14 protein-coding genes are annotated in these 12772 nt (G+C 69.2%); 2 read left to right on the plus strand and 12 right to left on the minus strand.

Features of this window, described 5'->3' with window-relative positions; translation table 11 throughout:
• Positions 1 to 301 precede the first annotated feature (301 nt).
• From BWR60_RS33105 to BWR60_RS33160, 12 genes are all read right to left on the minus strand, one after another.
• Positions 302 to 799 (minus strand): hypothetical protein, encoded by a 498-nt coding sequence (locus tag BWR60_RS33105; RefSeq protein ID WP_144445845.1) that lies wholly within the window; start codon positions 797 to 799, stop codon positions 302 to 304.
• A 146-nt stretch (positions 800 to 945) separates the two neighbouring features.
• Positions 946 to 1371 (minus strand): organic hydroperoxide resistance protein, encoded by a 426-nt coding sequence (locus tag BWR60_RS33110; protein WP_088157101.1) that lies wholly within the window; start codon positions 1369 to 1371, stop codon positions 946 to 948.
• Positions 1372 to 1468: 97 nt separating this feature from the next.
• Positions 1469 to 2458, minus strand: a complete 990-nt coding sequence (locus tag BWR60_RS33115) for a heparin lyase I family protein (protein ID WP_088157103.1) — start codon at positions 2456 to 2458, stop codon at positions 1469 to 1471.
• Between the two features lie 213 nt (positions 2459 to 2671).
• Positions 2672 to 3664, minus strand: a complete 993-nt coding sequence (locus BWR60_RS33120; protein WP_088157105.1) for a heparin lyase I family protein — start codon at positions 3662 to 3664, stop codon at positions 2672 to 2674.
• Positions 3665 to 3710: 46 nt separating this feature from the next.
• The gene (locus tag BWR60_RS33125; RefSeq protein WP_088157107.1) at positions 3711 to 4508 is read right to left on the minus strand and encodes an ABC transporter permease; all 798 of its coding nucleotides are present in this window, start codon (positions 4506 to 4508) and stop codon (positions 3711 to 3713) included.
• 1 nt (position 4509) lies between these two features.
• Positions 4510 to 5370, minus strand: a complete 861-nt coding sequence (locus BWR60_RS33130; protein WP_218823794.1) for an ABC transporter permease — start codon at positions 5368 to 5370, stop codon at positions 4510 to 4512.
• Positions 5371 to 5387: 17 nt separating this feature from the next.
• Complete coding sequence (locus tag BWR60_RS33135; protein ID WP_088157109.1) at positions 5388 to 5783, minus strand: type II toxin-antitoxin system VapC family toxin; 396 nt, start codon at positions 5781 to 5783, stop codon at positions 5388 to 5390.
• Complete coding sequence (locus BWR60_RS33140) at positions 5783 to 6028, minus strand: type II toxin-antitoxin system VapB family antitoxin (protein WP_088157111.1); 246 nt, start codon at positions 6026 to 6028, stop codon at positions 5783 to 5785. The genes BWR60_RS33135 and BWR60_RS33140 overlap by 1 nt, the downstream gene beginning before the upstream one ends.
• A 68-nt stretch (positions 6029 to 6096) precedes the next feature.
• A complete protein-coding gene (locus tag BWR60_RS33145) occupies positions 6097 to 7149 on the minus strand; it encodes an ABC transporter ATP-binding protein (protein ID WP_088157113.1) in 1053 nt (350 codons plus the stop codon).
• A 70-nt stretch (positions 7150 to 7219) separates the two neighbouring features.
• Positions 7220 to 8320 carry an ABC transporter substrate-binding protein gene (locus BWR60_RS33150; RefSeq protein WP_088157115.1) on the minus strand — a complete coding sequence of 367 codons (1101 nt, stop codon included), beginning with the start codon at positions 8318 to 8320 and terminating at the stop codon, positions 7220 to 7222.
• A 19-nt stretch (positions 8321 to 8339) separates the two neighbouring features.
• The gene (locus tag BWR60_RS33155) at positions 8340 to 9512 is read right to left on the minus strand and encodes an aminotransferase (RefSeq protein ID WP_088157117.1); all 1173 of its coding nucleotides are present in this window, start codon (positions 9510 to 9512) and stop codon (positions 8340 to 8342) included.
• Positions 9513 to 9521: 9 nt separating this feature from the next.
• Entirely contained in the window at positions 9522 to 10376 is an 855-nt protein-coding gene (locus tag BWR60_RS33160) for a dimethylarginine dimethylaminohydrolase family protein (protein ID WP_088157119.1), read from the minus strand.
• A gap of 124 nt (positions 10377 to 10500) precedes the next feature.
• Between BWR60_RS33160 and BWR60_RS33165 the strand changes: the two genes are divergently transcribed.
• Both BWR60_RS33165 and BWR60_RS33170 read left to right on the plus strand, forming a co-directional pair.
• Positions 10501 to 11430, plus strand: a complete 930-nt coding sequence (locus BWR60_RS33165; protein WP_088157121.1) for a LysR family transcriptional regulator — start codon at positions 10501 to 10503, stop codon at positions 11428 to 11430.
• A 141-nt stretch (positions 11431 to 11571) separates the two neighbouring features.
• A complete protein-coding gene (locus BWR60_RS33170) occupies positions 11572 to 12636 on the plus strand; it encodes an ABC transporter substrate-binding protein (protein WP_088157123.1) in 1065 nt (354 codons plus the stop codon).
• Positions 12637 to 12772 lie beyond the last annotated feature (136 nt).

Below are 12772 nucleotides of genomic sequence, written 5' to 3' on the forward strand. Positions count from 1 at the left end.
GCTCCACCGCCCGCACCACTCGCTCACGGAGATCCATCGAGCACGGTTTACCCATCCAGGCTGGCCTCCTCCCAGCCAGCATGATGAATCACATTCCCTCGCCCCTGGGAATCCCCTTCCGATTCTAACCAACCTCATTCCGCTCTAGTCGACATTGGCTCCACCGCCCGCACCACTCGCTCACGGAGATCCATCGAGCACGGTTTACCCATCCAGGCTGGCCTCCTCCCAGCCAGCATGATGAATCACATTCCCTCGCCCCTGGGAATCCCCTTCCGATTCTAACCAACCTCATTCCGCTCTAGTCGACATTGTAGCGGCCGCAGCTGTTCACGGAGTAGTCGACGATGACGTCCCTGGCGTCGGTGACCAGGACCACGGTGCATCTCAGCGCGGTCGTCTGGTAGTAGCCGATCGGCTGGTACTGGTCCTGGATGATGGGCGACTGCGAGCCGCCGACGTTGGTCTGCATGCCGACGATCTGCTGGCCGACATATTCGGAACCGGTCTGGACGAATTCCTGGCTGGTGTCGGCGGTCAGGTCGTCCCAGACATGCTCGGTGCGGGCACCGCCCTTCTCGTCCGGCTGGGCGGGGCGCGTCGCGTGCTCCTGCCCCCACTCCGCATAGGCGGCCTGGATGTTCTGCCCCATCAGCCCGCTGGCCGTCTGCCGCAGGCTGTTGCCCCACGCCCCGCACCCGACCAGGGACACGCACAGGACGGCGAGGACGACCCCTCTCCGCACGCCCGCCAGGCGGTCGTTTCGATCGTTCTGCTCCACTGAATTCCACCGTTTCATTGTTATTGTCCGCTTCTGCCGGTGGATTATGGCGGATTCGCGGAGTTCCGGTGGAGATCCAGGTTTCTGGTCGCTGGCAGAAAAGAGCCCGGCGCAACGGCCGGGCTCGCGGTGCATCGGGCGGGGCCTGCCAGGCCCCTCGGGCGTCAGGCGATATGCAGCCGGACGTCGACATTGTTGCGGGTGGCGTTGGAATACGGGCAGACGTGGTGCGCCTTCTCCACCAGCGCCTGCGCCTGGGCCTTGTCCAGGCCGGGCAGCGAGATGGTCAGGTCGACATCGATGCCGAAGCCGCCCGGGATCTCGCCGATGCCGACCTCGGCCTTGACCGAGGCGTCGGGCGAGATCTGCACCTTCTCCTTGCCGGCGACGAAGCGGATCGCGCCGAGGAAGCAGGCGGAGTAGCCGGAGGCGAACAGCTGCTCCGGATTGGTGGCGCCGCCCTTGCCGCCCATCTCCTTCGGCACGGCCAGCGGCAGGTCGATGATGCCGTCGGACGACTTCGAGCGCCCGTCGCGGCCGCCGGTCGAGGTCGAGGTGGCCTTGTAGAGGATCTTCTCAGGCTTGCTCATGGGATGCTCCTGGTTTGGGCCGCACCGGCGATGCGGCCAGGGATGACGGTACAGACATGGGGCGGCAGCCTGAAGCTGCCACCGGGTCGCGGTGCCTCTATGGATCGAAGCGCCGGGGATCGACCGCGGCGAAGCTGTCACCGCGGCTGAAATCATCGAAGCGGACCACCAGCGGCGCCGGCGACGGGTCGCGGTAGGGCCCGAACTTGAAATACTGGTCGCGGGCGGCGGGGGAGCCGACCGGCCCGCGCACGGTGACGACCGGCCGGCCATTCGCCCACACCTCGACCAGGTCGTCGGGGCCGCCGGCGACGCGCAGATGCACCACCATGTCGACCCAGGCGCCGAAGGGCGAGGGCAGGGGCGCCATGCGGTCGATGGCCAGGCCGCGGGCGCATTCGGCGGCCGAGGCGGGCGGCAGCTCGCCATCCAGCTCGCCATCCAGTTCGGGGCCGCCGCCATGCAGGAAGCTGCGGCTGCCGGCGGGGAAGTCCGAGAAGTCGTAGCCGTCCTGCCAGGCGACCAGCACCCGGCATTGCTGGCCGGGCGATGCCGTCGCCTGCTCCAGCGTCAGATGGAAGGCGCCGCCCTTGAAGCGCTGGGCCAGGAACGGGCTTTGGCTGCCGCTCTGCTTCCACTGGCCGACCACCAGCCGGTTGCCGCCGGCCCCGGCGTCCGGGCTGTCGATGCGGAAGCTGAAGCCGAACCAGCTGTCGGTGCCGGCGGGCTGGACCGATTGCAGCCACAGCTCGGCGCGCTGGTCGTCCTCGGGGTTGAACACGGCGCCCGGCGCCGTGTCCAGGCAGCCGCTGCGCCGGCGCGCCAGCTCGGCCTTCGGGATGGCGGGCGGCATCGTGGCGTCCGGCAGCAGCGCCATGCCGGCGGCGTAGCGGCCGGAGCGCACCACCGTCTCCTCGATGAAGAAGCGGTTCTCGGCGCGCGGGCAGGGGGCCCAGACCCGCGGGTCGATGCGGCCCGATTCGAAGCCATCGGCGATGTCGGCACCCGCGGGTGCGGCAAAGGCCGGCGCGGCGACGAGGATCAGGACGGCCGGCAGCCAAAGCTGCCGCAATGGGGCTGATGGCATGCTCACCGCCGGGGTGTCGGGCCGCGGCAGGATAGGCGGCCGGCCCGGCGCAGCCAAGCGGCACCGGCCCGAGAGACCGTTTGGAAATGCGCTGGCGTGAGCCGGCTGGCGGTGGTTTCGAGAACCGGAGTGCGGCGGGCGTTGGCCCGTGAGCACCGGAAGCTTCGAGTCCGCCGTCAGACGGCCTCGCCAGTAGCATTTACAAATGGTCTCTCACTTGTCGAACCGCCGGGGATCGACCTCCTCGAAGCTGTGGCCCAGGCCGAAATTGTCGAGATGGGCCACCACCGGGGTCTCGCCGGGGTCGCGGTATGGGCCGATCTTGAAGTACTGCCGGCCGCTGTCGCGATAGCCCAGCCGGCCGCGCACGGTGACGATCTTCTCGCCGTTGGCCCAGATTTCGATCAGGTCGTCCGGCTGCGCGTCGACCTTGATATGCACCACCATGTCGACCCAGGCGCCGTAGGGCGAGGGCAGCGACGCCCGGCGATCGATGGTCAGGTCGCTGCCGCAATCGGTCGTGTAGTCGGGCGCCAGCTTGTTGCCGGCCGGGTCGAAGCCGTCATGCAGGAAGCTGCGATGCGGCGGGAACTCCGAGACATCGAAGCCGTCCTCCCACGCCACCAGCACCCGGCATTGCTGCAGCCGGGCCGGGCCGTCCTGCTCCACCGTCAGGTAGAACTTCCGGTTGCGGAAGCGCTGCCCCAGGAACGGGCTGTACTGGCCGGCCTGCTTCCATTGCCCGACCAGCAGGCGCCGGTTGTCGGCCGCGGGCGCCGGCGCGGCGTCGATGCGGAAGCTGAAGCCGTACCAGAGGTCGGTGCCCTTCGGCTCGGTCTCGCGCAGCCACAGCTCGGCCCGCTGGTCGCTGCCGGCCATGAAATCCATGTCCGTGTCGGAATCGATGCAGCCGCTGCGCGTGTGCGGGCCGTTCACCGCCTCGATCGCCGGCGGCAGGTCCGGCGTCGGCAGCAGCGCCATGCCGGCCGAATACCGGCCGGAGCGGGCCATCATGTCGTCGATGAAGAAGCGGCCTTCCGGCCGCCGGCAGGGCGACCAGATCTGCGGCGGGATGCGCCCGCCCTCGAACCCGTCGGACATCGGGTCGGTCACCGGGGGATCGGAGATCGGGTCGGCTGCGGCCGGTGCGGCGGCCAGCAGGAGGGCGATGGCCGGCAGGGACCACCGCAGCAGGGCAGGAAGCATAGGATCAGTCAGAATGCCGAATCGGGAAGCGAACCGGCAGGATAGGTCAACGCGGCGGGCGGGTGGCACCCAGAAGGCGCGGCAGGTCGCCGCGCCAGGCCACCAGCGAGAACACCAGCGCCGCCACCAGCACGAACAGCGCCGTCACCGCCGCCATCACCGGGGTGTAGCCGTAGCGCAGGGCGTTGAAGATCTTGATCGGCAGCGTCTCCACCGTCGACCCGGCCACCATGTAGGCGATGATGTACTCGTTCAGGCTCAGCACGAAGGCGAAGGCGTAGCCGGAGATGATGTAGGGCCGCACCGAGGGCAGCACGATGGTGCGGAACACCGTGCGCTCATCGGCGCCCAGCGTGCGCGCCGCCTCCACCGCCGCCCGGTCGATCGAGGCCAGGCCCAGCGCGATGTTCACCAGCGGCAGGGTGACGAAGAAGATGCCGTGCGAGACGATGGTGGCGGCGATGTGCCCGTACAGCCCGACCATCTGCCAGAAGATCAGGAAGCCCAGCGCCGACACCACCGGCGGCAGGATGAAGGGCGCGATGCCGAGGGTGTAGAGGGCGCGGCCCCAGCGCGGGTTCCAGCGCCACAGATACCAGGCCATCGGCAGCGCGATCGACACCGACAGGGCGGCGGCCAGCACGGCGATGGTGACGCTGTTGCCCAGCGCGCCCAGCCAGTCCGGGTCCTGCAGCATCTCGCCGTACCAGGCGAGGGACAGGCCCTGCGGCGGGAACAGCAGGCGCTTCTTCTCGTTCAGCGACACGCCGATGATGACGATGATCGGCGCCAGGAGGACGGCTCCGATCAGGCCCATATAGAGGCGGGAGAGGACGCGGCCCATATCAGCGCTTCCTTCCCTGGCCCAGCAGCAGGGTCAGCCCGATCAGGGCCAGGCTGACCAGCACCAGGAACACCGCCAAAGCCGCGGCGAAGGGGATGTTGGACTGGTAGATCGCCTGGTCGGTGATCAGCACCGACAGGGTCCAGTGCTCCGGCTTGCCCAGCACCTGGGGCAGCACGTAGCAGCCCAGGGTGAAGACGAAGACCAGGATGGCGGTGGCCAGGATCGCCTGGCGCAGCGACGGCAGCACCACGGTGAAGAAGCCGCGCAAAGGCGAGGCGCCGAGCGTGCGCGCCGCCTCGGTGATCTCGGGGTCCAGCCGGTTCACCGCCGGGTACAGCATCAGCACCGAATAGGGGAAGCCGATGAAGCACAGGCCCATCAGCAGGGCGCCGAAGCTGGGCGTCCAGGCCTCGGGCGAGTCCAGGAGGCCCAGGCTGACCAGCAGGTTGGACAGGCCGGCCGACCGCGACAGCAGGATCGACCAGGCGAAGCCCATGATCACCTCGGACAGCGACAGGATCGACAGGATGCCGACCAGCCAGGCCACCTGCGCCGGCCGCCGGGTGCGGCTGAGGAACCAGGTGAAAGGCACCGCCGCGGTGACGCAGACCACCGCGGCCAGGCCGCAGATCATCAGCGAGAAGCCCAGCACCCGGGTGAACAGCGGCGTCCAGAACCGGGCGTAGTTGTCCAGCTCGAAGGCCGGCTCGTACAGCCCGCCCTCGACCCGGTGGTAGAAGCTGAACGCCACCATGATCACGAAGGGGATCAGGAAGAACACGCCCAGCATCGCCGCCGGCCACAGCGCCGGCATGCGGGCGAGGAGGCCGCGGGGGGCGGAGGAGGCCGTCGGTCTCATCGTGGCGGCACTCATGGTCATGCCGCCTCGATATCGGTCTGTGGGAAGTCGTCGCCCTTGTACAGCAGCGGCAGCCGTGCCTGGCGGGCGCAGGCATAGGCGAAGCAGTCACCGTAGTTCAGCGCCGCCGGATGGCGGGACTTGCCGTAGCGCGCATAGGCGTCGATGGCGAAGGCCCGGGTTTCCGCCGCGACCGGGATCACGGCGATGTCGGCGAGGATGAGGAAATCCTCGACCCCCTGCTGCGCCGACGGCACCGAAAGGCCGAGGATGCGGGCGATGGCGACCACCGTCTCCCACACCGCCAGGGGCGAGGTGACGCGGCGGTTGGCATTCTGCAGGCGGGCGAGGAGCTCGCGCGCGTCGATCTCCTCGGTCAGGATCGCCGTCAGCGCGGAGGCATCGACGAACATCAGCGCTCCTCGTAGAGGCTGTCGATGAACGGCTTGTCCGCCGGGCGGGCGGCCTGACGGTCGCCGCTGGCGCGCAAAGCGCGGGCGAATTCGATGCCTCGCTCGACCAGGGTCGGATGGGCACGGGCACGTTCCAGCTCGTGCTGCAGGGCACGGCGAACCGCCTCGGTCTTGCTGATCTTGTGCAACGCGGCCAGGCGTTCCGCCAGCTCGCCGACCTCGGCATCCTTGACATACAGGGCCATCGGATATCCTCCAGAATATCCAAATATAGTCTTCGTATATCCCCAGGCAAGCGCGGCAGCGGCGCCGGTCATGCCGCCAGCACCACGCAGGAGTCGGGCGGCAGCTCGACCGTCACGGTCTGGCCGGCCGAAATCGGCGGCAGGTCCTTGCGCGCGGCGGCGGCCACCAGCCTCGTGCCGGCGCAGTCGACCGTGACCTCGACCGCGTTGCCCAGGTCGCGCACGAAATCGACCGTGCCCGACACACGGTTCGGGCCCGCCTCGCCGGCCGGGCGCAGCTGCACCTCCTCCGGCCGCACCAGCAGGGTGGCGCCGGCGCCGGGCTGCAGGCCGCCCAGCCCCTCGCTCGCGGTCAGCACGGCGTCACCCAGCCGCAGCCCGCCGCCATCGACCCGCACCGGCAGCAGGTTGCCGGTGCCGATGAAGTCGGCGACGAAGGCGTTGGCCGGGCGGCGGTAGATCTCCAGCGGCGCGCCGGCCTGCTGGATCCGGCCCTGGCCCATCACCACGATGACATCGGCCATGGTCATGGCCTCGCGCTGGTCATGGGTGACCAGGATGGTGGTGACGCCCAGGCGCTGCTGCAGCTGGCGCAGCTCGATCTGCATCGCCTCGCGCAGCTTGGCGTCCAGCGCCGACAGCGGCTCGTCCAGCAGGAACAGGCTGGGGTCGATCGCCAGGGCGCGGGCGATGGCGACGCGCTGGCGCTGGCCGCCGGACAGCTGCGAGACATGGCGGTCGGCCACGCCCGGCAGCTGCACCATGGCCAGCAGCTCCTCCGCCCGCCTGCGCTGCGTCGCCTTGTCGGCGCCGCGGATGCGCAGGGCATAGGCGATGTTCTCGCCCACCGTCAGATGCTCGAACAAGGCCAGCGACTGGAACACCATGCCGAAATTGCGCTGGTGCGTCGGCACCGGGGTGACGTCGCGGCCGTCCAGCAGCAGCTGCCCCTTGGTCGGGGATTCGAGGCCGGCGATGATGCGCAGAAGCGTGGTCTTGCCGCAGCCGGAGGGGCCGAGGAAGCAGACCAGCTTGCCGGCCGGGACGGCGAGGTTGACATCGGTGACGGCGGTGACCCGGCCGTAATCCTTGGCGATGCCTTGGAGGCGGAGCTCGTGCATGCGGCGCGGGTCCTGTCTCTGAATGGAAGGCCCCGGCCGCGGGCTCCGCAGCCGGGGCGCGCTCTCGAAATCAGCCGGTGATCATGCCCGTCCACTTCTCCGCGACCCAGTCGCCGCGTTCGGTGTACAGCTTGTAGTCCGGGATGATCGGCTTGATGTCGCTGGACACGGCGGCGAATTCCTCCGCCGACAGGGTCAGCTGCTCGCGCGGCACGATCGGCGCGGTGCCGACCTTGCGCGACAGCACTTCCTGCTGGGTCGGCTGGCACATGTAGTCGATGAAGACCTGCGCCTCCTCCAGCTTCTTCGACGCCTTGCTGACGGCCCAGGAGCCGCGGTCGGACACGCCGCCCTCCTTCGGGAAGGTCGAGCGCACCGGGAAGCCGTCCTTGATCGCGAGGCCGGTGACGTCGTGGTAGTACTCGCCCATCGGGATCTCGCCCGATTGCAGGGCGTTCTGGAACTGGCCCTCGTCGCGGTACCACAGCGACACGTTCGGCTTCAGCTCGGCCAGCTTGGCCAGCACCTTCTCGACGCCCTCATTGGTCGCCAGGATGTCGGTGTTGCCGCCGAAGAAGGTGTGGGCGGCGATCTCCAGCAGGAAGGAGTTGCTGGCCAGCGCCATCAGCCCCAGCTTGCCCTCGTTGCCCTTGTCCCACAGCGCGGCCCAGCTGGCCGGCGCGTCCTTGTAGGTCTCGGTGTTGGTCACCAGGGTGATGAACCAGGCCACCGCCGCGACGCCGGCGATGCGGCCGTCATCGTATTTGTTGATGAATTCGGGGAAGACCTTCGCGACGTTCGGCATCTTGGCCGGGTCCAGCGCCTGCCACAGGCCGGACTTGATGCCGCGCAGCATCGCCACCTGGGCCATCATCGACACGTCGGCCGGGGCCTCGCCGGCATTGGCCGCGGTCTGCAGCTGCACCAGCCAGGCCTCGCCGGTCGGCTCGCCGACGCCCTCGACCTTGATGCCGGTGGCCTTGGTGAACTCCGGGAAGACATGCTTGCCGAAGCTCTCCTCGAAATAGCCGCCATAGGTGCCGATCTTGATGCTGCGCTCCTGCGCATGCACGAAGGGCGCGCGGCCGACCGTGGCCAGGGCGGCGCCGGCGGCGGACAGCTTCAGCAGGGTCCGCCGGCTGGGGGAGAAGCGATAGATCTCGCGGGTCATGAAACCTCCTCGTGCTTTCTTATGATCCGAGTGCGGCGGTCAGCCGCCCGGCGACGATCGGCGCCGCGTCGCTGCCGACATTGGCGAAGGCGACGCGCAGGAACCGGTCCTGCCCCGGCCCGAACATGCTGCCCGGCAGGGTCAGCAGATTGTGCTCCAACGCCAGGCCGCGGGCCACGGCGACGGCCTCGCGCCCGGCGAAGGGATGCTCCAGATAGGCGAAGAAGGCGCCCAGGCTGACCAGCCGCCAGCCCTCCAGCTGCGACAGGGCGGCGCGGAACACGGTCGCCCGCTCGCGCATCGCCGCGGTGTTGCCCCGCACCCAGCCGCCCAGCTGCTCCAGCCCGAACAGCGCCGCCTCCTGCCCGATGCGCGGGGCGCAGATGGCGACGCAGTCCATCGCCTTCTCCACCTGCGCCATCAGCGCCGGCCCGGCGGTCAGCGACCCGACGCGGTGCCCGGTGATCGCGAAGACCTTGGAGAAGCTGTACAGGTGCACGACCGTCGAGCCCCAGTCCGGATCCTCGAACAGGTCGTGCGGCCGGTCGTCGGTCGGCAGGAAGTCGATATAGGTCTCGTCCAGCACCAGGGCGATGCCGCGGCGCTTCGCCAGTTCGTAGAAGGCGCGCAGCGTCGCGGCCGGGGTGATCGCGCCGGTCGGGTTGTTCGGCGTCACCAGCACGATGGCGCGGGTGCGGTCGGTGATCAGGCGCGCCACCTCCTCGACATCCGGCACGCCGCCGGCATCGGGGCGGAAGGCCGGGTGCAGCGCCTCGATGCCCGTCGCGTCCAGCCACATGCGATGGTTGAAGTAGTAGGGCAGGGGCAGCACCACCTGGTCGCCGGGCTTGGCCAGCGCCGCCATGGCCAGGCAGAAGGCCTGGTTGCAGCCGGCGGTGATCGCCACGTTCTCCGCGCCGATGGCGCCGCCGTAGAAGCGGGCGAAGCGGGCCGCCAGCGCCGCGCGCAGGTCGGGCACGCCCAGGATGGCGGTGTAGCGGTGCATCGCCGGGTCGCGCAGCCGCTCGGCCAGATGCGCCGTCAGCGCCTCCGGCGGGGCATGGCCCGGCACCGCCTGGGCCAGGTCGATCAGCGGCCGGTCGGCCGGAAAGCTGCGGCCCTCGACCCAGCGCTGGGCCTCGGCGATCGGCGGCGCCGCGACCGCGGCGAGGAAGGGGTTGAGCGTGATCATGCGCGCTGATTATACCGGATCGCGCTTCAGCGGCATGGTCATGCAGTGGATGCTGCCGCCGCCGGCCGCCAGCAGGTCGAGCTCCGGCTCCAGCACGGTCAGCCCCTCGGCCCGCAGCGCGGCGTTCACCCGGGCGCTGTGCTTCGGCGACAGCACCCGGTCGCGGCCCAGCGCCAGCAGGTTGCAGCCCATCTGCATCACCTCCTTGTAGGTGACGGGGATCAGCTTGATCCCGTGGGCCTTCAGCCAGTCCAGCAGGCCGTCATCCATCACTTCGGTGCAGGCCACGGCCAGGCCGTCGGCGGCCATGCAGAAGATCACGTCGAGATGCAGGAAATGCTCAGGGAAGGGCTCGACCCGCGCCTCCCAGCCCTCGGCCTCGAACCAGCGGGCGAATTGCCGGGCGCCGGCCTCGTTGGTGCGCTCGCCGGAGGTGCCGATCAGCACCAGCCCGGGGCGGATGATGTGGATGTCGCCGCCTTCGAGCGTGCCGTCGGTCGAATAGCGCCAGACGCCGCCATGCTGCTGGTAGAACTCGATGACGGAGGCGTATTCGCCGCGCCGCTGCGGCCGGAACAGCTGGGTCACCACCGGGCCCCAGGGCGTCACCTGGCTCGAATCCCGGGTGTAGACCTGATAGGGCAGGTGCGGCTCGGTCTTCAGATAGTGGCAGGTGACGCCGGCGCTCTCCAGCGCATCGACCATCTGCCGGTACTGGCCCTGCACCCGCTGGTGGTCATAGGCCGACCCGGCCTCCAGCGTGGCCCGGGCGATGCTGTTGGTCGCCTGCCAGGCATAGTGTTCCGGCGTCGCCAGCAGCACGTCGCGCAGCACGCCGGTCTCGGAATCCAGGGTCCAGGTCACGTGAGGCCTCGCCGTTTCGTTGCCGGAAGGATGACAAATGTCGCGCGGCTGAAAAATAGCGGCGGCACGACGTTCACTTCGCGGATTCTCGATGTAATCTCGTCACCATGAAGAACGTATCTCCATGAAAAACGTATCCGACGTCGAGCTTCGCCTGCTGCGCATCTTCGTCGCCGTGGCCGATGCCGGCGGCTTCGCGGCGGCGCAGGCGGCGCTGAATCTCGGCGCCTCGACCGTCTCGACCCAGATGGCGCATCTGGAGCGGCGGCTCGGCGCCCGGCTGTGCGAGCGCGGGCGCTCCGGCTTCCGGCTGACCGAGAAGGGGCGGGCGGTCTATGGCGCGGCGCGGCGCCTGCTGGACGCGGTGGAGGGCTTCCGGACCGAGGCCCTGGCTCTGGACGCCCGGCTGGCGGGTGACCTGCATATCGGCCTGGTCGACGCCACGGCCGGAGATCCGGGATCGCCCGTGATCGAGGGGCTCCGTCGCTTCGGCATCCGCGACCACCGGGTGCATCTGCATCTGGCGATCGACACGCCGGCGCGGCTGGAGCAGCGGCTCTTGGACGGGCAGCTGGACCTGGTCGTCAGCGCCTTCCCGCGCCACATCGCCGGGCTGGTCTACACGCCGCTCTACCGCGAAAAGCAGGTGTGCTACTGCGGCGCCGGGCACCGGCTGTTCGGCGCGCCGGACAGTCCGGACCTGCTGGCCGAGATGCGGCGCGAGCGGCTGATCACACGCGGCTATTGGAATCTCGGCGACCTGGCGCGGCTGGGCCTGTCCGAGGCCTCGGCCTCGGCCACGGTCGACTGCATGGAGGCGCAGGCGATCCTGATCCTGTCCGGCGGCTATATCGGCTTCCTGCCGACCCATTACGCGGCGCCTTGGCAGGCGGCGGGCCGGCTGTACCAGCTGCTGCCGGGCCTTCTGGGGTATGACGCGCCGTTCGAGATCGTGACCCGCAAGGGGGCCACCGTCTCCCGCGCGGCGCAGTTGCTGATCCAGGACCTGCAGGCGTCGCGGCCCTCTGTCGCGGAGGCCGCGCCGCGCGCTTAAGCCCGCGCCGTTCCGGCCCGCGAAGGCGGCCGGAAAGGGGACATTTGTTTAATGTTTCGTACACTTGTCAATTTGTCTGATAAATCCGATAGTGCCGCCGCCGGCAAGAGTCCGGACAGAATATTGCGGGAGGATCGGTTCATGCGTGGTGTGAAAAACTGGGCGCTGGCGGCGCTCCTGTGCGGCGTCGCCGCGGTGCCGGCTCATGCGGCGGACGGCGTCGCCACCGGCGACACCTCGGGCAAGAAGATCGCGCTCAGCAACAACTACGCCGGCAATTCCTGGCGCCAGGCGATGCTGAAGAGCTGGGACGAGGTCGGCAAGGCGGCGGTCGCGCAGAAGATGGTGGCCGAGGCCCCAGCCTTCACCACCGCCGACAATTCGCCGACCGACCAGGCGGCGCAGATCCAGAACATGATCCTGCAGGGCTATGACGCGATCGTGATCGACGCGGCCTCGCCGACCGCGGTCAACGGCGCGGTGAAGGAGGCCTGCGACGCCGGCATCGTCGTCGTCTCCTTCGACGGCATCGTCACCGAGCCCTGCGCCTGGCGCATCGCCATCGATTTCGAGGGTATGGGCAAGGCCCAGATGGACTACCTGTCCGGCCGGATGAAGGGCGGCAAGCTGCTGGAGATCCGCGGCCTCGCCGGCGTGTTCGTCGACGACGAGATCCACAAGGGCATTGAGGCCGGGGTGAAGGCCAATCCCGCCTTCTCCATCGCCGGCTCGGTGCATGGCGACTGGACCCAGACCGTGGCCCAGCGCGAGGTCGCCGGCATCCTGCCGACGCTGCCGCAGATCGATGCAGTGGTGACCCAGGGCGGTGACGGCTACGGCGCGGCCCAGGCCTTCCAGGCCGCCGGGCGCAAGGTGCCCCTGATCATCATGGGCAACCGCTACGAGGAGCTGAAATGGTGGAAGGAGCAGACCGCCAGCGGCTATGAGACGATGAGCCTGTCGATCGCCCCCGGCTCGGCCCAGGTCGCCTTCTGGGTGGCGCAGCAGATCCTGGCCGGCAAGGACGTGCCGAAGGACCTGCGGCTGCCGACCGTGGTGGTGGAGCAGGCCAAGCTCGATTACTGGCTGGCCCACACGCCCGAGGGCGGCGTCACCAACGCCACCTACCCGCAGGATTGGACCGTGAAGCTGATCGACGCCATCGTTGCTGGGAAAGAGCTGCCGTCGACACCGACGGAGGGGTGAGCGGGCTGTCCTGACTATGGCTCCGAATGCGGCCTTCATAGTCCCCCCTCCCCTTGCGGGAGGGGGTTGGGGGAGGGGGTTCGTGCCGCTGGAGCGATGCCATGTCGTGCATCGGCTCCTCGATGCGACCCCAACC

This window comes from Inquilinus limosus (assembly GCF_002195995.1).
Classification (GTDB): Bacteria; Pseudomonadota; Alphaproteobacteria; order DSM-16000; family Inquilinaceae; genus Inquilinus; species Inquilinus limosus_C.

Coding starts and splice junctions, on each gene's coding strand:
- BWR60_RS33120 (WP_088157105.1), bottom strand. CDS start 3,664: ATGCTTCCTGCCCTGCTGCGGTGGTCCCTGCCGGCCATCGCCCTCCTG.
- BWR60_RS33165 (WP_088157121.1), top strand. CDS start 10,501: ATGAAAAACGTATCCGACGTCGAGCTTCGCCTGCTGCGCATCTTCGTC.
- BWR60_RS33140 (WP_088157111.1), bottom strand. CDS start 6,028: ATGGCCCTGTATGTCAAGGATGCCGAGGTCGGCGAGCTGGCGGAACGC.
- BWR60_RS33115 (WP_088157103.1), bottom strand. CDS start 2,458: ATGCCATCAGCCCCATTGCGGCAGCTTTGGCTGCCGGCCGTCCTGATC.
- BWR60_RS33155 (WP_088157117.1), bottom strand. CDS start 9,512: ATGATCACGCTCAACCCCTTCCTCGCCGCGGTCGCGGCGCCGCCGATC.
- BWR60_RS33170 (WP_088157123.1), top strand. CDS start 11,572: ATGCGTGGTGTGAAAAACTGGGCGCTGGCGGCGCTCCTGTGCGGCGTC.
- BWR60_RS33135 (WP_088157109.1), bottom strand. CDS start 5,783: ATGTTCGTCGATGCCTCCGCGCTGACGGCGATCCTGACCGAGGAGATC.
- BWR60_RS33150 (WP_088157115.1), bottom strand. CDS start 8,320: ATGACCCGCGAGATCTATCGCTTCTCCCCCAGCCGGCGGACCCTGCTG.
- BWR60_RS33130 (WP_218823794.1), bottom strand. CDS start 5,370: ATGAGACCGACGGCCTCCTCCGCCCCCCGCGGCCTCCTCGCCCGCATG.
- BWR60_RS33125 (WP_088157107.1), bottom strand. CDS start 4,508: ATGGGCCGCGTCCTCTCCCGCCTCTATATGGGCCTGATCGGAGCCGTC.
- BWR60_RS33105 (WP_144445845.1), bottom strand. CDS start 799: ATGAAACGGTGGAATTCAGTGGAGCAGAACGATCGAAACGACCGCCTG.
- BWR60_RS33145 (WP_088157113.1), bottom strand. CDS start 7,149: ATGCACGAGCTCCGCCTCCAAGGCATCGCCAAGGATTACGGCCGGGTC.
- BWR60_RS33110 (WP_088157101.1), bottom strand. CDS start 1,371: ATGAGCAAGCCTGAGAAGATCCTCTACAAGGCCACCTCGACCTCGACC.